The sequence below is a fragment of the Mesorhizobium sp. WSM4871 genome (assembly GCF_055811295.1).
Genome location: NZ_JBVVPU010000015.1, coordinates 14,629 through 34,461 on the forward strand (window position 1 = coordinate 14,629; position 19,833 = coordinate 34,461).

Annotated in this window: 23 protein-coding genes; 16 read left to right on the top strand and 7 right to left on the bottom strand. The window is 63.7% G+C overall.

Annotation, left to right across the window (positions count from 1 at the left end; all coding sequences use genetic code 11):
• Positions 1-193: 193 nt before the first annotated feature.
• Positions 194-373 carry a YdcH family protein gene (locus AC0L2H_RS26735; RefSeq protein WP_107650550.1) on the bottom strand — a complete coding sequence of 60 codons (180 nt, stop codon included), beginning with the start codon at positions 371-373 and terminating at the stop codon, positions 194-196.
• Positions 374-613: 240 nt separating this feature from the next.
• Here AC0L2H_RS26735 and AC0L2H_RS26740 point away from each other — a divergent pair, with 240 nt between their 5' ends.
• Positions 614-817, top strand: coding sequence for a YdcH family protein (locus AC0L2H_RS26740; RefSeq protein ID WP_006327868.1), 204 nt, complete (start codon positions 614-616; stop codon positions 815-817).
• 35 nt (positions 818-852) lie between these two features.
• Here AC0L2H_RS26740 and AC0L2H_RS26745 read toward each other — a convergent pair whose 3' ends face one another.
• Positions 853-1,653: an IclR family transcriptional regulator gene (locus tag AC0L2H_RS26745; RefSeq protein ID WP_473593048.1), complete on the bottom strand. Its 801-nt coding sequence runs from the start codon at positions 1,651-1,653 to the stop codon at positions 853-855.
• Between the two features lie 162 nt (positions 1,654-1,815).
• Between AC0L2H_RS26745 and AC0L2H_RS26750 the strand changes: the two genes are divergently transcribed.
• The 11 genes from AC0L2H_RS26750 (at position 1,816) to AC0L2H_RS26800 (ending at position 9,608) form a co-directional block, all read left to right on the top strand.
• On the top strand, positions 1,816-2,655 hold the full coding sequence (locus AC0L2H_RS26750; protein ID WP_473593167.1) for a transporter substrate-binding domain-containing protein: 840 nt from the start codon (positions 1,816-1,818) through the stop codon (positions 2,653-2,655).
• Positions 2,656-2,733: 78 nt separating this feature from the next.
• Complete coding sequence (locus AC0L2H_RS26755) at positions 2,734-3,399, top strand: amino acid ABC transporter permease (RefSeq protein WP_473593049.1); 666 nt, start codon at positions 2,734-2,736, stop codon at positions 3,397-3,399.
• Positions 3,400-4,050 (top strand): amino acid ABC transporter permease, encoded by a 651-nt coding sequence (locus AC0L2H_RS26760; protein ID WP_097571995.1) that lies wholly within the window; start codon positions 3,400-3,402, stop codon positions 4,048-4,050.
• Positions 4,051-4,054: 4 nt separating this feature from the next.
• The gene (locus AC0L2H_RS26765) at positions 4,055-4,843 is read left to right on the top strand and encodes an amino acid ABC transporter ATP-binding protein (protein WP_473593050.1); all 789 of its coding nucleotides are present in this window, start codon (positions 4,055-4,057) and stop codon (positions 4,841-4,843) included.
• Positions 4,844-4,878: 35 nt separating this feature from the next.
• A complete protein-coding gene (locus tag AC0L2H_RS26770; protein WP_473593051.1) occupies positions 4,879-5,340 on the top strand; it encodes a RidA family protein in 462 nt (153 codons plus the stop codon).
• 25 nt (positions 5,341-5,365) lie between these two features.
• Positions 5,366-6,568 carry an aminotransferase class V-fold PLP-dependent enzyme gene (locus AC0L2H_RS26775; RefSeq protein WP_473593052.1) on the top strand — a complete coding sequence of 401 codons (1,203 nt, stop codon included), beginning with the start codon at positions 5,366-5,368 and terminating at the stop codon, positions 6,566-6,568.
• A gap of 132 nt (positions 6,569-6,700) precedes the next feature.
• Positions 6,701-7,198, top strand: a complete 498-nt coding sequence (purE, locus tag AC0L2H_RS26780; protein ID WP_473593053.1) for a 5-(carboxyamino)imidazole ribonucleotide mutase — start codon at positions 6,701-6,703, stop codon at positions 7,196-7,198.
• Entirely contained in the window at positions 7,195-8,271 is a 1,077-nt protein-coding gene (locus tag AC0L2H_RS26785) for a 5-(carboxyamino)imidazole ribonucleotide synthase (protein WP_473593054.1), read from the top strand. The genes purE and AC0L2H_RS26785 overlap by 4 nt, the downstream gene beginning before the upstream one ends.
• Positions 8,272-8,447: 176 nt before the next feature.
• Positions 8,448-8,573: a type B 50S ribosomal protein L36 gene (gene ykgO / locus AC0L2H_RS26790; RefSeq protein WP_006203764.1), complete on the top strand. Its 126-nt coding sequence runs from the start codon at positions 8,448-8,450 to the stop codon at positions 8,571-8,573.
• Between the two features lie 149 nt (positions 8,574-8,722).
• Positions 8,723-9,307: a tetratricopeptide repeat protein gene (locus AC0L2H_RS26795; protein WP_473593055.1), complete on the top strand. Its 585-nt coding sequence runs from the start codon at positions 8,723-8,725 to the stop codon at positions 9,305-9,307.
• A gap of 97 nt (positions 9,308-9,404) precedes the next feature.
• Entirely contained in the window at positions 9,405-9,608 is a 204-nt protein-coding gene (locus tag AC0L2H_RS26800; protein ID WP_473593056.1) for a hypothetical protein, read from the top strand.
• 86 nt (positions 9,609-9,694) lie between these two features.
• On the opposite strand, the gene pyk is transcribed toward AC0L2H_RS26800, so the two are convergent.
• Positions 9,695-11,131: a pyruvate kinase gene (gene pyk, locus AC0L2H_RS26805; RefSeq protein ID WP_473593057.1), complete on the bottom strand. Its 1,437-nt coding sequence runs from the start codon at positions 11,129-11,131 to the stop codon at positions 9,695-9,697.
• The gene (locus tag AC0L2H_RS26810) at positions 11,128-11,574 is read right to left on the bottom strand and encodes a DUF1036 domain-containing protein (RefSeq protein ID WP_473593168.1); all 447 of its coding nucleotides are present in this window, start codon (positions 11,572-11,574) and stop codon (positions 11,128-11,130) included. Before AC0L2H_RS26810 ends, pyk begins: the two co-directional genes overlap by 4 nt.
• 287 nt (positions 11,575-11,861) lie before the next feature.
• Between AC0L2H_RS26810 and AC0L2H_RS26815 the strand changes: the two genes are divergently transcribed.
• The 3 genes from AC0L2H_RS26815 (at position 11,862) to AC0L2H_RS26825 (ending at position 14,439) form a co-directional block, all read left to right on the top strand.
• Positions 11,862-12,659: an N-formylglutamate amidohydrolase gene (locus AC0L2H_RS26815; RefSeq protein WP_473593058.1), complete on the top strand. Its 798-nt coding sequence runs from the start codon at positions 11,862-11,864 to the stop codon at positions 12,657-12,659.
• Positions 12,660-12,685: 26 nt separating this feature from the next.
• Positions 12,686-12,994, top strand: coding sequence for a DUF1244 domain-containing protein (locus AC0L2H_RS26820; RefSeq protein WP_473593059.1), 309 nt, complete (start codon positions 12,686-12,688; stop codon positions 12,992-12,994).
• Between the two features lie 269 nt (positions 12,995-13,263).
• Positions 13,264-14,439, top strand: a complete 1,176-nt coding sequence (locus AC0L2H_RS26825) for an MFS transporter (RefSeq protein ID WP_473593060.1) — start codon at positions 13,264-13,266, stop codon at positions 14,437-14,439.
• On the opposite strand, the gene AC0L2H_RS26830 is transcribed toward AC0L2H_RS26825, so the two are convergent.
• Complete coding sequence (locus AC0L2H_RS26830) at positions 14,403-15,308, bottom strand: LysR family transcriptional regulator (RefSeq protein ID WP_473593061.1); 906 nt, start codon at positions 15,306-15,308, stop codon at positions 14,403-14,405. The genes AC0L2H_RS26825 and AC0L2H_RS26830 overlap by 37 nt on opposite strands.
• 94 nt (positions 15,309-15,402) lie before the next feature.
• Between AC0L2H_RS26830 and AC0L2H_RS26835 the strand changes: the two genes are divergently transcribed.
• Positions 15,403-16,368, top strand: coding sequence for an NAD-dependent epimerase/dehydratase family protein (locus AC0L2H_RS26835; RefSeq protein ID WP_473593062.1), 966 nt, complete (start codon positions 15,403-15,405; stop codon positions 16,366-16,368).
• Positions 16,369-16,395: 27 nt separating this feature from the next.
• On the opposite strand, the gene AC0L2H_RS26840 is transcribed toward AC0L2H_RS26835, so the two are convergent.
• On the bottom strand, positions 16,396-16,554 hold the full coding sequence (locus AC0L2H_RS26840; protein WP_473593063.1) for a DUF3309 family protein: 159 nt from the start codon (positions 16,552-16,554) through the stop codon (positions 16,396-16,398).
• A 98-nt stretch (positions 16,555-16,652) separates the two neighbouring features.
• Positions 16,653-19,832 carry an efflux RND transporter permease subunit gene (locus AC0L2H_RS26845; RefSeq protein ID WP_473593064.1) on the bottom strand — a complete coding sequence of 1,060 codons (3,180 nt, stop codon included), beginning with the start codon at positions 19,830-19,832 and terminating at the stop codon, positions 16,653-16,655.
• Position 19,833 lies beyond the last annotated feature (1 nt).

Sequence of the window (19,833 nt, forward strand, 5' to 3'; positions counted from 1 at the left end):
ACTGAGGAAAAACCCCCCCCCCCCCCGGCACCTGGGCGGCCACCGGACGCTTGGCCGCGCCCCTAACGCGGCGCTGCTTTTGGCCCATTACCCTTCCCTAAAATCTATTCCTATTTTCGTAATGTATCATGCGCCAATCAAAGTGCTACAGCGTCCTTTGCGCGTCCAATGGACGCGGCGCTGTAGAAGAGCGTCAGTGCGTCGTCGGTTTCGCCTTCAGTTTTTCAATCTCGTCCTTGATTGCCAGCTTGCGCCGCTTCAGATTCACGATTTCGAGGTCGTCGACCGATGGATGGTTCATCGCATCGTCGAGCTCACGCTCGATGTCGCCGTGTTTCCGCTGCAACTCATCAAGATGGGATGCAAGAGACATGATTGGTTCTCCCTTTCATGGTTTCCTCGATTGCAGCCGTCAAGGCGCGTTCCACCGCAGGCTCGCATCTGTGACGGCACCATGACACTCTGCCACCATCGGGCATCGATGTCGAATGCTGCATGGTAGCATTCCACGACAATGTGAAATGTGGTAAGGGCTGCGCGCCGGTGGCAAAATATGCCGCCCCCGCCCAAATCAAGCCCATTTTGGGCGTCGCAGACGTGCAGACGGTAGGTAATGTCCGAACAGGAACAGGCTGATATCCGCCTCGAATATTCTCGGCTGAAGCAGGAACACGCCGATTTCGACGCCGCCATCAACGCGATGATCGCCATGAGTTGCGACCCGCTGCAGATCCAGCGCATGAAGAAAAAGAAGCTCTTCCTGAAGGACAGGCTGATGGCGCTGGAAGACCGGATCATTCCCGACATCATTGCGTGAGCGAACGCCGCCCACAGCACCTCAGCAAAGCCGAATCACGAGATCGACAGGCTGGCCGAACGGCTCCGCAGCAACGCAATGAGCTCGCCGGTCTTTGCTTCAGACGTGTCTATCGGCACCACCAGGCACATCGTCGCCTCCACCTTGCCGGGCGCCGAGAAGACTGGCGCGGCCAGGCATTTGGTGTAGGCATCGACCAGCCCTGACGTGATGCAATGGCCGGCCGCCTTGGCGGTGGCGATGTCGGCGATGAAATCGTCGAGCCGCAATCTGCGGCCGTCCGGCAGGACGAGGTCGTCCTCCGACACCATGTCTTCGATCGCGGCCCTTTCGAAACCGGCCAGCAGCAGGCGCCCGGAAGCGGTCCAGGGAAGCGGTATCTGCAAGCCGGTGGCCGAGCTGATGCGGAACGGCCTGGTGCCCGGACTGGAATGTACGATCGTGTAGCGGCCGCTTTGCAGCATGCACAATTCGGAGGTCTCACCCGTCTCGCGCGACAGATTGTCGACCTCCTGACGGCCTCTCCTTAGCAGGTCGTTGCCTCTGACATAGTCCATTCCGTAGAGATAGAGCTTCTTGCCGAAATAGACCCGGTTGCCGTCGCCGGCCATTTCCAGCAGGCCCGCATCCACGAGTTCGCGCACCAGCGTGTAGGTCGTCGAACGCGGCGCATTCACGCCCTTGGCGAGATCGCCGATGCCGACCGCGCGCTGGGTCTTGTGCAGGAACTCCAGAATATGGAGCACCCGGTTGAGACCCTTCTCGCGAGAGCCCGAAGTCCTGTCCTCGTCCGAACCGGTGTCCGTTCGAGCCGCCAAGGCATTGCCATCTTGCATTGTTGATTCCCGATGTTAGTATCTGTCTTGTACAGGATACATGTGTCTTTTGTAAGAGACAAATTGCCAACCGACGCATGTGTCTGCAAAGGGGAACACAACACGAAAAAGGAGGTTGCCGTGAACGATACATCCAAGAGACGTGATTTTCTGAAACTGGGAATGGCGGGACTGGCTACGGCCGGCGTCATTGGCGCTGCGGCAACGGTCGATGCCCAGAAGGCCGCCGCGCAGGCGGCGCCTGACAGCCTGCTGCGCACCGTTCTCGATCGCGGCAAGCTGATCGTCGGCACCGGCAGCACCAACGCGCCCTGGCACTTCGAAAACGATGCCGGCGAACTCGTCGGCATGGATATCACCATGGGGCGCATTCTTGCCAAGGGTCTGTTCGACGATCCGACCAAGGTCGAGTTCGTCATGCAGGATCCGGCGCAGCGCATTCCCAACGTGACCACCAACAAGGTCGACATCACCATCCAGTTCATGACCATGACCGCGCAGCGCTCGCAGCTCATCAACTTCTCCAGACCTTACTATGTTGAAGGAGTGGCGCTGCTGACCCTGCCGACCGCCGAGAACAAGACTTTCGACAAGCTGCTCGCCGGTGGTTCGGCAACACGGATTTCCATCCTGCAGAACGTCGATGCCGAGCAAAATGTGCATCTCGTCCTGCCGGAGTCGCAGGTGATGCAGATCGACACCCAGGCCAACGTGCTGCAGGCGCTGGAATCGAAGCGCGCCGATGCGGCCGCCGTCGATCTGTCGACGGTGCGCTGGCTCGCCTCGCGCAATCCGGACAAATATTTCGACGCCGGCAAGAGCTGGTTCTCGATGCTTTACGGTGCGGCGTTGCGGCAAGGCGATCCCGACTGGCTGGCCTTCGTCAACACAAGCTTCGCAACGGCAATGTTCGGTCATGAAACGGCGCTCTACGACGCCGCGTTCAAGGACTATTTCGGGTTGGAGCCACCGGCGCGCCATCCCGGCTTCCCAGTCATCTGATACAGCCGGCGGAAGGGCGGCGATCGGCGCCCTTCCGCCTCTTTCTCCTTTGATAGCCCTTGGCACTGAGGCGGACGCATGGGCTATGCCCTGAATTTCAACCTGATCTGGCGGCATTTCGACAAGCTCTGGGGCGGGCTGCTGCTCAGCCTCGAGCTCGCCGTGATCTCGATCGCCATCGGCATCGTCATCGGGCTGGTTCTGGCGGTCTGGTACGTTTCGGCCGGGCGCGTGGTGCGGTCTATCATCGCCGCCTATGTCGAGTTCATCCGCAACGTGCCGCTGATCCTGCTCGTCTATCTCGTCTTCTACGGTCTGCCGACCGTGGTCGACATCGCCTATTCCGCGCAGACCTCGTTCATCGCCACGTTGTCGCTCTATAGCGGCGCCTATCTCGTCGAGGTGTTTCGCTCGGGGCTCGAAGCCGTTCCGCGCGGCCAGATCGACGCCGGCAAGGCGATCGGCCTGACGCCCTGGCAAAGGCTCATCCACGTGCGGCTGCCGACGATGCTGCGGATCACGCTGCCGGCGCTCTCCAACACCTTCATATCGCTGTTCAAGGACACGTCCGTCGCCTCTGTCATCTCGGTGCCCGAACTCACCTACGGTGCCCAGTGGATCAACTTCAACACGTTCCGGATCGTGGAGGTCTACCTCGTGGTGACGGCCATGTATCTGCTGACAGGCTACGCGCTGCTTTTCGGGCTGCGGCTCGTCGAGCGCCGGTTCAGGGCGGCACGCTAGATGCTCGGCCAGATCCTCTACGCCTTGCCTTTCCTGGCCCAGGGTTTCGCGCTGACGCTCTGGGTGTCGCTGCTGGTCGTGGTGCTGTCGCTCATCGCCGGCGTATTGATGGGCGTCGGCCTCGTCTACGGTCCGGCTCCGCTGCGCTGGGCGGTGCGCATTTTCAGCGACACCATCCGCGGCATCCCGATCCTGGTGCTCATCTTCTTCGTCTATTACGGCCTGCCTGCCGTCGGCGTTCATTTGCAGTCCTTCTGGGCGGCCGTGCTGGCGCTCACTCTGTTCAAGACAGCGCAGGTCGTCGAGTATCTCAGGGGCGCGGTCGCCTCCATTCCGAAAGGGCAATCCGAAGCGGCAATGGCGATCGGCCTGACCTTTCGCCAGCGCCTGGCTTACGTCATCTTTCCGCAGGCGTTCAGGCGCTTCCTGCCGCCATGGATCAATGGCGTCACCGATGCGGTAAAGGGCAGCGCGCTGGTCTCGCTGCTCGGCATCACCGACCTGATGCAGGCCATCAACCAGGTCATCGGCCGCACCTACGAGGCAATGCCGCTCTACATATTCGGCGCGCTCGTCTACTTCGCGGTCAACTACGCGCTTTCGCTCGCCAGCCGGCGGCTGGAGCGGCGTTTCTCCTTCATCCGGGAATAGCAAGATGTCCGCAAACGCCAACGCCGCTCTGCTCGATGTACGCGATGTCTCCAAGGCCTTCGGCACCGTCGAGGTGCTGCGTGCCGTCAGTCTCGAGGTGAAGCGTGGCGAGGTGGTGTCGGTCATCGGGCCATCCGGCAGCGGCAAGACCACGCTGCTGCGCTGCGTCAATTTCCTCGAGAGCTATGACAGCGGCTCCATCCGCATCGACGGCAAGGAGGTCGGCTACCGCGAGGCAGCAACACGCCAGCGCCGCAGCGAACGCGATCTGGCGGCAATGCGCGCCGAGACCGGCATGGTGTTCCAGAGCTTCAACCTGTTTCCGCATCTGACGGCGGCCGGCAACATCATGCTCGGCCTGCGCAAGGTGCGTGGCAAGATCGACGCCGAGGCCCGCCAGATCGCCGAGCACTGGCTTGGCCGGGTCGGCCTCGCCCACAAGGCCGACAGCCTGCCGGCCGAGCTTTCCGGCGGCCAGCAGCAGCGCGTCGGCATTGCCCGCGCCGTGGCGATGGAACCGAAGATCCTGCTTCTCGACGAGATAACCTCCGCGCTCGATCCCGAACTCGTCGGCGAGGTGCTCGCGGTCGTGCGCAGCCTGGCCGAGGACGGCATGACGATGCTGATGGTCACGCATGAAATGGCCTTTGCGCGCGACGCCTCGAGCCGCATCGTCTTCATGGCGGATGGCAGCGTCAGCGCTGCCGGGCCGCCCGCCGAGATTCTGGGAGCGGAGATCGAGAACGAACGCCTTCGCAACTTCCTGGCGCGGTTCCGCGCCTCGCATTTCTGACACCGGGCAGCGAAAGCTGTCGCAAGGAGCTTTTTATGACGCCTTACATCCGGCTCGCCGAACTGGGCCTGACGCTGCCCGAGCCGCCGACACCCATCGCCAACTTCGTCACCCATGCCGAGAGCGGACGTCTGATCTTCCTTTCCGGCCAGGGGCCGTTGCGCGCCGATGGCACGCTTTATACCGGCAAGGTGGGCGACGACGTGACGGTGGAAGAGGCCTATGCGCATGCCCGCCTCACCGGCTTGAACCTGCTCGCCGTCATGCACGCCGCGGCTGGTGACCTCGGCCGCATCGTGCGCATCGTCAAGCTGCTTGGCTTCGTCAATGCGATCCCGACCTTCAGCGACCACCCGAAAGTGGTGAACGGCTGCTCCGATCTTTTCGCCGACGTCTTCGAGGGCATCGGCGGGCATGCCCGTTCGGCGATCGGCGTCGGCTCCTTGCCGGGCAACATCACAGTCGAAATCGAAGCGGTCGTCGAGATCGCCGCCTGAATTTTCACCCATGGATACGCAAACGATGAAAACCTATCCCGCAAACGGCTCCAACACGACAATCCGCGAACGGCTCGGCCTTCGCCCGATCATCAACGTTTCCGGCACGATGACGTCGCTTGGCGCCTCGATCATTGTCCCGGAAGCGATCAGCGCGATGGCCGAAATCGCCTCGCAATGGGTGGAGATGGACGACCTGCAACGTGCCGCAAGCACGGTCGTCGCGCGGCTCACCGGCGGCGAGGCCGGCTTCATCACCGCTTGCTGCGCCAGCGGCATCACCATGGCGATTGCCGGCGCCATGACCGGCACCAACCTGCTGGCGATCGAGCGGCTGCCGGACGACACGGAAGGGCTGAAGTCGGAGGTCATCGTCCAGCTCGGCCATATCGTCAACTACGGCGCGCCGATCGACCAGTCGATCCGCCTTGCCGGAGCAAAAACCATCCCGGCCGGCACCGTCAGCGTCACGCAGGATTACCACGTGCGCGACGCGATCCGGGACCGCACCGCGGCCGGCCTCTACGTCGTTGCCCATCACACCGTGCAATACGGCATGCTGTCACTGGAGGAATTCTGCGAGATCTGCCACGCCAGGAATGTCCCGGTGATCGTCGACGCCGCCTCGGAATACGATCTGCGCGACTTCCTCGCGCGCGGCGCCGATATAGTCATCTACAGCGGCCACAAATTCCTCTCAGGCCCGACCAGCGGCATCGTGACGGGGCGCAAGGACCTGGTGCGGGCCGCCTATCTCCAGAACCGTGGCGTTGCCCGCGCCATGAAGGTCGGCAAGGAAAGCATCGCCGGCACCATGGCCGCACTCGAAGCCTGGGAGAAGCGCGACCATGCCGGCATCCGGCAGCGGGAGGAAGCGGCACTCAATCTGTGGAAGAAGGCCTTGCAAGGCATCGCCGGAATTGGCGCCGAGATCATCCCCGATCCGACCGCCAACCCGCTCGACCGCCTGCAGGTCTTCGTCCGGCCGGAAAGCGGCTTCAGCGCCGCCGGCCTCGCCTCGGCGCTGGCGGCGGGCTCGCCTCCAATCATCGTGCGCAACCACGAGGTTGAGCGCGGCCACTTCTTTCTCGACCCGTGCAACCTCCACTCTGGCGAGGCGGAGATCGTCGCCGAGCGCATGCGCGCTGTGCTCAGCGCCGAGCGCCCCGCCGACGCCATGAACCAACCTCGCAAGGTGTCTTCCGGTGCCCTGCGCTGGCCGGATTAGAGCAGGTCGACCGGCGCGGCCGTCGCTTCGGCGACGACGGAACCGTGCGCGCGAACGTTGGATGGCAGCGGCGATCCTTGCGGCTCTCCCCGAATTCCGCTAATGCGCGCCTTTGTCGCCGGGAGCAGAAGCTTGAAGGATCAACGCGCCGACGTCGCCATCATCATGGGCAGCCAGTCCGACTGGGCAACGATGCGCCACGCCGCCGAAACGCTGGAGGCGCTGGGCATTCCGCACAGGCGGCTGATCGTCTCGGCCCACCGCACCCCCGATCGGCTCTATCATTTCGCCAAGGGCGCCAAGGCGGCCGGTTTTCGGGTGATCATCGCCGGCGCCGGCGGTGCGGCGCACCTCCCCGGCATGACGGCGGCGATGACGCCGCTGCCGGTTTTTGGCGTGCCGGTGGAATCGAAAGCGTTGTCGGGACAGGACTCGCTGCTCTCCATCGTGCAGATGCCGGCCGGCATTCCCGTCGGCACGCTGGCCATCGGCAAGGCGGGCGCCACCAACGCCGCCCTTCTGGCCGCTGCCGTGCTGGCCCTGAACGACGAAAAACTCGCCGCCCGGCTGGATAGCTGGCGCGCCGCCCAGACCGCCAAGGTCGCATCCGAACCCACGGACGCGCCGTGAGCCTGCCCGCGGGATCGACCATCGGCATCATCGGCGGCGGCCAGCTTGGCCGCATGCTGGCGATGGCCGCGGCCCGCCTCGGCTACCGCACGCTGGTGCTGGAGCCGCAAGCCGATTGCCCGGCGGCCCAACTCGCCAACCGGCAGATCGTTGCCGCCTATGACGATACGGCAGCACTTGCCGAACTGGCGGCAACCAGCGCCGTCGTCACCTACGAGTTCGAGAACGTGCCGGTCGTGGCCGCCAAGGCACTTGCCGCAACGGTGCCGGTCTATCCACCGGCGCGCGCCCTGGAAGTGGCGCAGGACCGGGTGGCGGAGAAGAAATTCCTCAATGGCATCGGCATACAAACCGCCGATTTCAGCCCCGTCGACACGGACGAGGAACTGACGGCGGCGCTGAAAAAGTTCGACGGCAGCGGCATATTGAAGACGCGGCGCATGGGCTATGACGGCAAGGGCCAGCGCGTCTTCCGCAACATGGAAACGGGCGGCTTCGCCGGCACCTGCGAGGCGATGGGCAATGTGCCGCTGATCCTGGAATCCTTCGTCGCCTTCGAGCGCGAGATCTCGGTGATCGCGGCGCGTGGGCTGGACGGTTCTCTTGCCGCCTACGATCCGGCCGAGAACGTCCATCGCGACGGCATCCTGCATACGTCCACCCTGCCGGCCGCGATCACCTCCGAAACCGCCGCGGCGGCGCAGGCGGCGGCGGCAAGGATACTGGCGTCGCTCGACTATGTCGGTGTCATCGGCGTCGAGTTCTTTGTGCTTGCCGACGGTTCATTGCTGGCCAACGAGATCGCCCCCCGCGTCCACAATTCCGGCCACTGGACGGAAGCCGCCTGCGTCGTCTCGCAATTCGAGCAGCATATTCGCGCCGTCGCCGGCCTGCCGCTCGGAAATCCCGACCGCCATTTCGACTGCGTCATGGAGAATTTGATCGGCGACGATGTCTTGCGCGTTCCGGCCCTGCTCGCCGAGCCCGATCTGATGTTGCATCTCTATGGCAAGGCCGAGGCGCGGCCGGGCCGCAAGATGGGCCATTTCACGCGGACCAGCCGCCGCGGCTGAATATTGCCGAACGTCGTTGCTCCGATATCCGCCACACTGACTCCATCTATGAAGCATGCTTACGGTTGACATGGGCAAGGCTCCTCGTCTATGAGCCACGCACAAGTATTGAGGCGCGTCTTCTGGCGCGCCTTTATAATTCGCCCGGGACCGGGCCTACACCAACGGGCAAGACCATGAAGATCAAGAATTCGCTCAAGGCGCTGAAGGCGCGTCATCGCGACAACCAGCTGGTTCGCCGCAAGGGCCGCATCTACATCATCAACAAGACCGCTCCGCGCTACAAGGCGCGCCAGGGCTGAGCCTTGCAGCGTGGCCTTGCGTCGCGCGCATATGATGTTACCGCATCGAGGCGTCCAAAAGGACGCGTGGCGCTCTAATGCCGGCATGCCGGCGCCCTTTCACGCTAAATTCAGTTTGACGATCCGCCGTCCGGGATTAGATTCCCGGGATGCGGATTCGTTTTGCATTTCTCGCGGCCCTTTTTCTTTTCGGTTCGATCTCGCTTCCGGCTCAAGCGGAAGACCCGGCCACTCCTCCGGTTGTCACGACCAAGGAGGCAAGGCTCGACCAACTGTTTGTCGACCTGAAGCGCGAGCGCAACGAAAAAGCCGCCGAGCGGATTGCCGGCCGCATCTGGAGCGAATGGTCCCAGTCCGGCAGCGCCTCTATCGACCTGATGATGCAATGGTCGCAAAAGGCCATCGAAAACCAGAAGTTCGACGTGGCGCTCGATTTCCTCGATCAGGTGGTGACCTTGCAGCCGACCTATGCCGAAGGCTGGAACCGGCGCGCTACCGCGCACTTCATGATGAAGAATTTTGGGAAATCGATGTCGGACATCGACCATACGCTACGGCTCGAGCCACGCCATTTCGGCGCGCTTTCCGGCCTGGCGCAGATCATGGCCGCGACCGGCCACAAGCAGTCGGCGCTTGAAGCCTGGCAGCGCGTGCTCGCCATCTATCCGATGATGCGCAGCGCCCAGGATCAGGTAGGCACTCTTTCGGAAGAGCTTGCCGGCGAAGGTATTTGATGCCGGTGGGACAGCGCCGTTTTATCGGTTATCCTGGCCGCATTTCTGCGACGCCAGACGATTCCACCGACTGCAAAATACCCGGACCGAGGCAACCATGATTGCAGCCTACATCGACGAGTTCATAATGTTCTGCGCCGGCCTGTGGATGTCCGGCGTAGGCTATGGATTCCTCCAGATGCCGAACCAGCCCCAGGCCAGCCAACAGACTTGGCTGGCACGCCTTCCCAGTCATTTCAAATGGATGGGACCGCTCTTGCTGATAATCTCGATCGTGCTCGCCGTCGCCTCGCCTGCCTGACGCGGCCGCAGGCGGGGCGCCTGCTCACTTCGTCGCTGCACATCGTTGCCGAAAATCGCTGCGCGCTTGGGCGGCGGCGTGCATGGCTAGCGGCTGGCCTGCGCCTCCGACCCGACATACGCGATGCGCAGCATGTTGGTCGAGCCCGGCGTCCTAAGCGGCACCCCGGCGGTGATGATGACCCGGTCGCCCGGCTTGCCGAACCCCTCGTCCAGAGCGATGCGGCAGGCGCGATCGACCATGTCGTCGAGGTCGATGGCGTCGGGCGAGACAACGCAATGCGTGCCCCACAACAGCGACAGCCGCCGCGCCGTATTGAGGATCGGCGACAGCGCCACGATCGGCACCTGCGGCCGCTCGCGCGCGGCGCGCAGGCCGGTGGTACCGGACGCCGTATAGGTGATGATCGCCGACAGTTTGAGCGTCTCGGCGATTTCGCGGGCGGCGAGCGAAATGGCGTCGGCGCCGGTCGCTTCCGGCTCCGAGCGTTGCGCGTTGATGATGCCGGCATAGGTCGGGTCGGTTTCGACCTTGGTCGCGATGCGGTTCATCATCGCCACCGCCTCGACCGGATAGGCGCCGGCGGCGGACTCGGCCGACAGCATGATGGCGTCGGCGCCTTCGAACACGGCGATCGAGACATCGGACACTTCGGCGCGGGTCGGCACCGGTGCGGTGATCATCGATTCCAGCATCTGCGTGGCGACCACCACCGGCTTGCCGGCGCGGCGCGCGGCGCGCGTGATCTGCTTCTGGATGCCGGGCACCGCCTCAAGCGGCATCTCGACGCCGAGATCGCCGCGGGCGACCATCAAGGCATCCGAAAGGTCGATGATCTCGGCCAGCCGGGCGACGGCTTGCGGCTTTTCGATCTTGGCCATGATCAGCGCCCGGCCACGCGCGATCTTGCGCGCTTCCGCGAGATCCTCCGGCCGCTGCACGAACGACAGCGCCACCCAGTCGACGCTCTCGGCCAGCACCGCGTCGAGATCCTTGCGGTCCTTCTCGGTCAGCGCGCCGACCGGCAGGTCGGTATCGGGCAGGCTGACGCCCTTCTTGTCGGAAATGGTGGTGCCGGCAACGACCGTGCAGACGATCGCCTTGCCGTTGCTCTTCAGCGCCTTCAATTCGAGCTTGCCATCGTCGATCAAAAGACGGTGACCGGCCTCGACCGAGCTCAGGATTTCGGGATGCGGCAGATAGACCCTTGTCGACGTGCCGGGCTCGGGATTGTCGTCGAGCGTGAAGGTCTGGCCAGGCTTCAGCACCTCCTTGCCGTTGGCGAATTTGCCGACACGCAGCTTCGGCCCTTGCAGATCGGCGAGGATGCCGATCGGCCGGCCGACCGCTTTCTCCACGTTGCGGATGCGGCCGACAAGTGTCCGCATCAGCTCATGGTCGGTGTGGCTCATATTGATGCGGAACACGTCGGCGCCGGCTTCGAAGAGCTTCTTCAGCATCTCCTCGGAAGAGGAGGCCGGACCGATGGTGGCGAGGATCTTGACCTTGCGGCTACGTCTCATTGACTGTTCGTTCCCGGGGCGGCTGGGGCGCCTCCCGTTGCGGGCTCATCGGTGAGCTGGACCATCCAGCTTGCCTGCTCGCCCGTGTCATATTCCTGGAATCCGGCGCGCTGGAAGCCCCGGGCGACGCAATCGGTAACGCCGGCGATCTTGAACTCTTTTTCGGCCACGCACATGTTGATCGGGCCATCCCAGCGTCCGCCACGCTCGGCGTCTTCTGCATAAAGATAGTAAAACCTTGATGACAGCGGTCCTTCGATCAGCGTCTTGCAGCTCGATCCTTCGATGTGCCACCAGCCTTCGGTGATCCAGCCGGCCTTGGCGCGGTAGCCGATGCCGACACCGACCAGGTTCTGCGTGGCGTTGCAGACGCGGAAATCGGCGCGCGCCGGCGAGGCGGCAACCAGCGCTGACAGGCCGATGGCAAGGCTCAGGAGCGGCATGGCCAAGGCATAGCGCACGCGCAGCCTGCCGGCGGAACCCATCCTGAAACCCCTCAAGAACCACATTTGCATCTCTCAACGCCCCTTTTCGGAAAAGTCCGGGCGCATGTCAACGCGCCGTTTTGCCCAATTCCAATCGATTTAGAAACGCCTCGGCGCAGCGTCTGCCACCCTCTGCCAGATTTCCGCAGAAACCTTGGCCAAACAACGGCATTGCGCGGGCGTCCTCTTCGTGGAATGACGATACCACCCTCCCCGGAAGCCAGCGAACAGACCATTTCCCGCCAATGACCCGATCCACAGTTTTCGCGCCGTTCGATATTGTCGAGGGCGACCGCAAGCGAGGCATCGTGCTCTTGGCCGACCATGCCCGCCGCGACCTGCCGCAAGAATATGGCAGCCTCGGCCTGCCGGCGGCGGAGTTCGACCGCCATATCGCCTATGACATCGGTGTCGAGATGGTGACGCGCGAACTGGCGGCCCTGCTCGGCGCGCCGGCGGTGCTCGCCAATTTTTCACGGCTGCTGATCGATCCGAACCGTGGCGAGGACGACCCGACGCTGATCCGCCAGCTCTATGATGGCACCGTCGTGCCGGGAAATTACCCCATGGCACGGGAAGAGCGCGAAAGGCGGCTCGACCGCTTCTACCGGCCCTATCACGACGCGGTCGGCGCCATGATCGCCTCGGTGGCCCAGGCTTCCATGCATGCGCCTTTCATCTTCTCTGTGCATTCCTTCACCCCGGTCATGCAGGGCTTTGAGCGCCCATGGCATGTCGGCATCCTGTGGGATCGCGACGACCGGGTGGCCCGGCCGCTGATCGATATGCTGGCCGCCGACAAGGGCCTCGTCGTCGGCGACAACGAACCCTATGACGGCGCGCTTCGCGGCGACACCATGTTCAGGCATGCGATCGTCAACGGCTTTGCCCATGCGCTGATCGAGATCCGCCAGGATCTGATCGCCGATAGCAAGGGTGCGCTGGCATGGGCCGAACGGCTGGCGCCGATCGTTGACGCGATCGACCGCCGTGCCGATATACATCAGGTGAAAATGTTCGGCTCGCGCACCGGGCCGCTGTGACGGAAGCCCAAGGAGGCCGACAAGCCATGACCGAACTCAGCGACGAGCAAAGACGCGACTTCGAGGCCGCCGCCTTCCGCCGGCTGGTCGCGCATCTGCGCGAGCGCGGCGACGTCCAGAACATCGACCTGATGAATCTCGCCGGCTTCTGCCGCAACTGCCTGTCCAACTGGTATCGCGAGGCGGCGCAAGCCGAGGGCGTCGACCTCAGCAAGGACCAGTCGCGCGAGATCATCTACGGCATGCCCTATGCCGAATGGCAGGCGCTCAACCAAACCGTGGCCTCCGACGCCAAGAAGGCGGAATTCGAGGCAAGACGCCCCGGGGATCACTAGCAGCCTTTATAAGGCGAGCGCCTCTGGCTACCTCCTTCTGGCTTCTGGGGCGGGGTCAAGCTTTCGCGGCTTCGTCATCCTGAGGTCTGCGCCCGTGATGACGAGGAGAGAAGCGTTTCCGCTCATCTCCAACACAGGTGGTCCGTTGGGAACGATGCCGATCCTATCTCGGCCGTTGGTCCAAGCATTTCCCTACGAGCAGCGCTTGACTGCAAATTGAATCGATCTAATTTGCGCCGCGAGGCCATTTTCAGACCGGATTCCACGCGATGCACGCGCAAGAAATCATGCAGACCGCCATTCGCGGGCGGTGGGCCGTGGCGGCCATCTTCCTCGCCAACGGCTTCCTGACCGGCAGCTGGGCGCCGCAGATCCCGGTGTTCCTGACCCGGCTCGACATTTCGAAGTTCACGCTCGGCCTGCTGATCCTCTTGTTCGGCGCCGGCGCCGTCGCGGCGATGAGCTGGTGCGGCCACCTGATCTCAAGGTATGGTTCGCGCACCGTGCTGCGCTGGTTCGGCCTGTGCGGCAGCTTCGGGCTGCTGGCAGTGGCGCTCGCCCCCAATGTGCCTTTGGCGGCCATCGCCATGTTCATCTTCGGCGGCTCGATCGGCGGCATGGACGTCGCCATGAACGCCAATGCGGTGGTGGTGGAGCGGCGGCTGTCACGCGCCATTATGTCGTCGTCGCACGGCTTCTGGAGCCTTGGCGGTTTCGCCGGCGGCGCTCTCGGTGGGTTCGCCATCCAGAACTATGGCCATCTCGCCCACGCAAGCGTAGTGACGGCGCTGGCCTTTGCAGCGATCGCGGTGGCGATCCGCTACCTGATCGCCGAGGACAGGCCGCAGGCTGCCGAGCATCGCAAATTCGCGCTGCCTGGAAATCCGCTAGTCTATCTGATCGGACTGATGGCGCTGCTGACAATGATATCCGAGGGCGCGGTGCTGGACTGGGCGGCGCTCTATCTCCAACAGGAACTCGGCGCCGACCTTGCCATCGCCGGCCTGGCTTACGCCGCCTTTTCCGGCATCATGGCCGTCATGCGTTTCTTTGGTGACGGCGTGCGCAACCGCTTTGGAGCGGTGATGACGCTGCGCATCTCGGCCCTTGCCGCCGCTGCCGGCATGCTGGTGGCCGGACTGGCGCCCTCGCCCTTCATCGCCATCGCGGCTTTTGCATTTTGCGGCCTCGGCATCGCCAACATGGTGCCGATCCTGTTTTCGGCCGGCGGCAACCAGGAAGGCATGTCATCGGGCACCGGCATGAGCGTCGTCACGACAATGGGTTACTCGGGCATTCTGGTGGCGCCATCGGCGATCGGTTTCGTCGCCGAGCATTCGAGCTTCGGCCCGATCTTCGTCGCGCTGTCGGGGCTCTTGATCGTCGTCCTGTTGATGGCAGGCCTCGCTCACCGCGCCGAATTCGCGCCAGCCCCAGCCGAATAGCGTTTCAGCTCCTCATAGAGGAAATCCGCCACCCGGCGGATGCGCACGCTGGTGCGCACGTCGCGATGCATGGCCAGCCACACCGGCAGGGTCGGTAGCTCGAGGCCAGGCAGCACTGTCTCGACCAGCGGATCGCGATCGGCCAGCGGCTGCTGGCCGAAGCCGATGCCGTTTCCCGCCCGCACCGCCTCCCACAGCACAATCTGGTTGTCGGTCCTGAAGCGGAAGGCATTGCGGGTGAGCGGGACGCCGAGCTGTGCAAAGCCACGAATGATGTCGTCGCCGCGGTCGAAGCCGATCAGATCGTGGCCGGCGAGATCGCCGGCGTCGCTCGGTCGGCCACGCCGGTCGAGATAGGATCTTGCCGCGCAGGCGACGAGCGGAATGTCGGTTACCTTTCGCGCCACCAACTCGTTCTGCGCCGGCTTGACCATGCGGATGGCGATGTCGGCGTCGCGGCGCAGGAGATTCTCGACCTGGTTCGACGCCACGATCTCGACCTCGATGCCGGGCTCCTCGATCCCGAGCCGCGCCGTCATCTCCGGCAGGGCATAGGCCGCCATCACCTCGCTGGCGGCGATGCGCACAGTGCCCTCGATGGCCTCGACCGACCCCAGCGCCAGCAACGAAAAGGCGCTCGCCTGCTCGCTGACCGCCCGGCCGCGTTCATAGAGCGTGCTGCCGGCTTCCGTCAGTGCATAGCCGCGCCGCCCGCGCCTGAACAGCGTGACGCCAAGCGCCTGTTCCAGCTCGGCGATATGGCGGCCGAGCGTCGGCTGGCTCGATGCGAGTTTTCGCGCAGCGGCCGACAGGCTGCCCGTTTCCGCCACGGTGACGAAACTCTTGATCAAGTTCCAGTCGATATCCATTCAAGAATGAATATCAGATCGCCAATTTCAGTCAATTTTCATTCATCTGCGGAGGCTCCACATTGGGGTTCTAACGCAAACACGGAGACGAACAATGACCAGGATCGCAATCCTCGGCGCCAATGGCCGGCTCGGCCGCGTGGTGGCCAAGGCCTTCATCGACGCCGGCTACGACGTCCGCACCGTTACCCGCAGCGGCAAGGTGCCGGCGGAACTCAAGGGCGCCACGGCTGTAGCCGGCGACGGGCTCGACCGCGAAGCGCTGATCCGCGCCACCGAAGGCGTCGATATCATCTTCAACGGCCTCAACCCGATCTACACCGACTGGGGCAAATGCCTGCCGATGGCCGAAAACGTCATGGCCGCCTGCCGGGCGAACGGCGCCCTGCACCTCGCTCCAGGCAATGTCTACAATTACGGGTCGCCGATTCCGGCAGTGATCGGCGAAGACACGCCGTTCCATCCGACGACTGAAAAGGGCCGCATCCGTGTCGCCATGGAGGAGCTTTTTCGGCGAGAGGCCGAGGCCGGCCGGGTGCGCACCATTCTTCTCAGGGCCGGCGATTTCTTCGGCGGCACCGGCACCGGATCGTGGTTCGACCTGGTCGTCGCCGCCAAGATGAACAAGGGTGTCTACACAGCGCCTGGGCCGGTCGACCTCGTGCATGAATGGGCCTACCTGCCGGACCTGGCCCAGGCATTCGTCGGGCTGGCGCGAAATCTGGACAAGCTCGGCCCTTACGAAGCGCTGAACTTTCCGGGCCATGCCGTCACTGATCTGGAGATCAAGGCGGCATCGGAAAAAGCGTTGGGACGCACGCTGAAGCTGACCTCGATGCCGTGGTGGGTGCTGCGCGCCGGCAGCCCGTTCGTGGCGATGTGGCGCGAGATCGTCTCGATGTCCTATCTTCGCTTCGAATCGCACCGGCTTGTTTCCGACCGGCTCGAAGGCATCATCGGCAGGATCCCGCATACGCCGTTGGACAAGGCCGTCGCCGAAGCCCTTTTCGATATCGGCATCTTGCCCGTAGCGGACACCGGCGAGCAAAAGGCTGCCTGATCGAACGACAAAGGCTCGCGCTTCGGCTCAGATCCTACCCATCAGCAGCAATATCAGAACCACCACCAGAAGGACGCCGACGATACCGGAAGGCCCATAGCCCCAGGCGCGCGAATGCGGCCATGCGGGCACTGCGCCAATCAGGATGAGGATCAGAATGATGATGAGAATGGTGCTGATCGGCATGAGAAAACCCTCGCCTTGAACTGCAGATGTGACGAGACAATGCAAAAGGCCGCCTGGTTGTTCCCGGGCGGCCTTTTTATGTGGCTATTCAAGGTGACCTATTCGGCGGCTTTCGGGAAGGCGATTGCCGGCTCGGAGTCTGAACCTTGTCCGGGTGCCGTTTCGGTCGAACCCTCGCCCTTGCCGCGCCGGAACAGGCGGCTGAACCAGCCGCGCCGGGCGCCGGGCTTGACCTTCGCGCGGGTGAACACCATCAGCATCGACGGCGTCACCACCAGCGTCAGCACGGTGGCGAAGGACAGGCCGAAGACGATCGCCGAGGACAGCGAAATCCACCATTGCGTCGACGGCGCGTTGATCGTCGTCTCGTGATGGAAAATTTCGAGGCCGAGGCCGAAGGCGATCGGCAGCACGCCGAGGATCGCCGAAACCGCCGTAAGCACCACCGGACGGGCGCGTTCGCGGCAGGTTTGCAGCACCGCTTCGACCTTGTCCCAGCCTTCCTCGCGCAGCCGGTCATAAGTGTCGATCAGCACGATGTTGTTGTTCACCACCACCCCGGCCAGCGCGATGACGCCGATGCCCGACATGACGATGCCGAATGCCTCGCCTGTCAAAAGCAGGCCCAGGAACACGCCGATCGTCGCCATGACCACGCAGGACAGCACCAGCCAGACGCTGGTGAACTTGTTGAACTGCGCCAGGAGCACCAGGAAGATCAGGAAGATCGCCGCGCCGAACGCCTTGCCGAGGAAGGCGCTGGCCTCCGCGCTGTCCTCGTTCGAGCCCGCGAGCTTCCAGCGTATGCCGCTGCCGAGATCCATATCGGTGACAGCCTGGGTGACCTGTTGCTGGATGTTCGCGACCTGGGCGCCGGCCGCGACATTGGCCTGGACGACAACCGTGCGCGCGCCGTCGATGCGGTTGAGGATGCCGACGGTCGGCTCGGGCTTGCGCACGACGAAGTTCGAGATCGGCACCGATCCTTGCGAGGTCTGCACCCTGAGTTCGTCGAGCGTCGACAGCGTGCGCCGGTCCTCGGGCAGGCGCAGCCTGATGTCGACTGCGTCGTCCGCTCCGGCGGGCCGGTATTCTGAGAGCTTCAGCCCGTTCGTCACCAGTTGCACCACCGTCCCGACCGAAGTCGGGCTGATGCCGTATTGCGCCGCCTTGGCGCGATCGACCTCCAGCGCCCAGTCGACGCCGGGCGGCGGCAGGCCGTCGGAAATGTCGATGACGCCGGACACCTTGGCAATGCGCGCGGCAACGGCGCGGGCCTTGTCATCGAGCCCTTTCGGGTCGACGGCCGAGAGCCTGATCTGGATCGGCTTGCCGGTGGGCGGACCGGCTTCGGGCACGCGAACCTCGACATCGACGCCGGGAATGCCGGCCATGACGCCGCGCAGTTCGTCGAGGATCGCGTTCGCGGATTTCCGCTCGCGCCAGTCGACGAATTCGTACTGGATCACGCCGACCACGTCCTCGGGAATGTCCTGGCCGCCGCCTTGCGTCTTACCGACACGGGTGTAGACCGATTTGACGCCGGGCCAGCCGAGCAGCCGGTTCTCCGCGGTCTTGGTGGCGGCATCCATTTCGGCGAGCGAGAGATTGCCGCGGGCATGCACATAGAGCAGGCCGTAGTCGGGCTCGACATTCGGGAAGAACTCGACGCCGGCGCCATATTTCGAATAGGCAAAGCCGACGCCAAACAAAAGCGCGACGGTGAGCACAAGCACGGTGACGGGAAAGCGCACCGCCTGCTTGACCACCGCCATGTACCAGCCGTCGCGATTGTCGTCCTCGTGATGCGGCGGTGCCTTGGCGAACAGGGCGCCGAGCGTCGGCGCGAAAACCAGCGCATAGAGCATCGACGCCGACAGCGTGACGATCAGCGTGATCGGCATGTATTTCATGAAGTCGCCGATGATGCCCGGCCAGAACAACAGCGGCGAAAAGGCGGCGATACGCGTCATCGTCGCGGCGATGACCGGGCCGGCCATGCGCTTGGCGGCCAGCGCGAAGGCTTCTTCCTTCGGCATGCCTTCGCTCATGCGCCGCTCGGCGAATTCGGTGACGATGATGGCATCGTCGACCAGCATGCCGACCGCCAGGATAAGGCTGAACAGCACGATCATGTTGATCGTGTAGCCCATCATCGCGAGCAGCAGGATACCGATCAGGAAAGACGACGGAATCGCCAAGCCGATCAGCACCGACGCGCGGCCCGACAGCGCATAGAGAATGACGATGAACACCAGGATCACGGCGATCATGACGTGGTTCTGCAGATCGCCGAGCAGCTGGTTGACGAAGACCGATTTGTCCTGCGTGTAGGTGACGTGCATGCCTTCCGGCATGCTTTTGATGAAGCCGTCGGACACCGCTCGCACCTGGGCGATCGTGTCGATCAGATTGGAGCCGATGCGCTTCTTCACCTCGATCGCGATCGCCGGCTTGCCGTCGAGGCGCGTAACCGTTTCGGCGTCCTTGAAGGTGGAACGGACGGTGGCGATGTCCTTGGCCTGCACCACGGCATTGGGACCGGCGACGACCGGAAGTGCCGCCACATCCTCCGGCGTCTCGATCAGTGACGGCACCTTGACGGCGTATTTGCCCTCGGAGCCCTCGATGTTGCCGGCTGCGACAAGACTGTTGGAATTGCCGACCGCGCCGATCAGCTGATCGAGCTGCAGACCGTAGGACGACAGCTTCATCGGATCGATGACCACTTCGACGAGGTCGTCGCGCGCGCCCTGCAACGCGCCTTCCAGCACGCCGGGCACTTCCTCGATGCGGTCGCGCAATTCGCGCGCCGCCGCCGTCAGCACGCGCTCGGGCACCTCGCCAGAGAGCGTCACCACCAGGACGGGGAACTCGGAGACGTTGACTTCGGTGACCACAGGCTCCTCGGCGGCCTGCGGCAGGTCGGCCTTGCCGTCCTGCACCTTGCTGCGCGTATCCTGCAGCGCTGTCGCCAGATCCGTCTGCGGCTGGAATTCGACCAGCACATAACCGCCGCCCTGGAAGGCGGCGGAACGCATTTCTTTCAGGCCCTTCAAGCTCTTCAGCTTGGCTTCCATCGGCCGCAGCAGCAGGCGTTCCGAATCCTCGGGCGAGATGCCCTGATAGATCAGGCTGACATACATCATCGGTATCGGAACGTCGGGTTCCGCTTCCTTCGGTGTCGACTGATAGGCGACCGCACCCGCAAGGATGAGGAACACCAACACCGATATGGTCAGGCGGGCATTGTTGATTGCGATTCTGACGATATCCATG

Excerpts from the sequence above, each read along its gene's own strand:
- AC0L2H_RS26735 (WP_107650550.1), bottom strand. The coding sequence starts at position 373 with ATGTCTCTTGCATCCCATCTTGATGAGTTGCAGCGGAAACACGGCGAC.
- AC0L2H_RS26740 (WP_006327868.1), top strand. The coding sequence starts at position 614 with ATGTCCGAACAGGAACAGGCTGATATCCGCCTCGAATATTCTCGGCTG.
- AC0L2H_RS26745 (WP_473593048.1), bottom strand. The coding sequence starts at position 1,653 with ATGCAAGATGGCAATGCCTTGGCGGCTCGAACGGACACCGGTTCGGAC.
- AC0L2H_RS26750 (WP_473593167.1), top strand. The coding sequence starts at position 1,816 with ATGGCGGGACTGGCTACGGCCGGCGTCATTGGCGCTGCGGCAACGGTC.
- AC0L2H_RS26755 (WP_473593049.1), top strand. The coding sequence starts at position 2,734 with ATGGGCTATGCCCTGAATTTCAACCTGATCTGGCGGCATTTCGACAAG.
- AC0L2H_RS26760 (WP_097571995.1), top strand. The coding sequence starts at position 3,400 with ATGCTCGGCCAGATCCTCTACGCCTTGCCTTTCCTGGCCCAGGGTTTC.
- AC0L2H_RS26765 (WP_473593050.1), top strand. The coding sequence starts at position 4,055 with ATGTCCGCAAACGCCAACGCCGCTCTGCTCGATGTACGCGATGTCTCC.
- AC0L2H_RS26770 (WP_473593051.1), top strand. The coding sequence starts at position 4,879 with ATGACGCCTTACATCCGGCTCGCCGAACTGGGCCTGACGCTGCCCGAG.
- AC0L2H_RS26775 (WP_473593052.1), top strand. The coding sequence starts at position 5,366 with ATGAAAACCTATCCCGCAAACGGCTCCAACACGACAATCCGCGAACGG.
- ykgO (WP_006203764.1), top strand. The coding sequence starts at position 8,448 with ATGAAGATCAAGAATTCGCTCAAGGCGCTGAAGGCGCGTCATCGCGAC.
- AC0L2H_RS26795 (WP_473593055.1), top strand. The coding sequence starts at position 8,723 with ATGCGGATTCGTTTTGCATTTCTCGCGGCCCTTTTTCTTTTCGGTTCG.
- AC0L2H_RS26800 (WP_473593056.1), top strand. The coding sequence starts at position 9,405 with ATGATTGCAGCCTACATCGACGAGTTCATAATGTTCTGCGCCGGCCTG.
- pyk (WP_473593057.1), bottom strand. The coding sequence starts at position 11,131 with ATGAGACGTAGCCGCAAGGTCAAGATCCTCGCCACCATCGGTCCGGCC.
- AC0L2H_RS26810 (WP_473593168.1), bottom strand. The coding sequence starts at position 11,574 with ATGCCGCTCCTGAGCCTTGCCATCGGCCTGTCAGCGCTGGTTGCCGCC.
- AC0L2H_RS26815 (WP_473593058.1), top strand. The coding sequence starts at position 11,862 with ATGACCCGATCCACAGTTTTCGCGCCGTTCGATATTGTCGAGGGCGAC.
- AC0L2H_RS26820 (WP_473593059.1), top strand. The coding sequence starts at position 12,686 with ATGACCGAACTCAGCGACGAGCAAAGACGCGACTTCGAGGCCGCCGCC.
- AC0L2H_RS26825 (WP_473593060.1), top strand. The coding sequence starts at position 13,264 with ATGCACGCGCAAGAAATCATGCAGACCGCCATTCGCGGGCGGTGGGCC.
- AC0L2H_RS26830 (WP_473593061.1), bottom strand. The coding sequence starts at position 15,308 with ATGGATATCGACTGGAACTTGATCAAGAGTTTCGTCACCGTGGCGGAA.
- AC0L2H_RS26835 (WP_473593062.1), top strand. The coding sequence starts at position 15,403 with ATGACCAGGATCGCAATCCTCGGCGCCAATGGCCGGCTCGGCCGCGTG.
- AC0L2H_RS26840 (WP_473593063.1), bottom strand. The coding sequence starts at position 16,554 with ATGCCGATCAGCACCATTCTCATCATCATTCTGATCCTCATCCTGATT.
- AC0L2H_RS26845 (WP_473593064.1), bottom strand. The coding sequence starts at position 19,832 with ATGGATATCGTCAGAATCGCAATCAACAATGCCCGCCTGACCATATCG.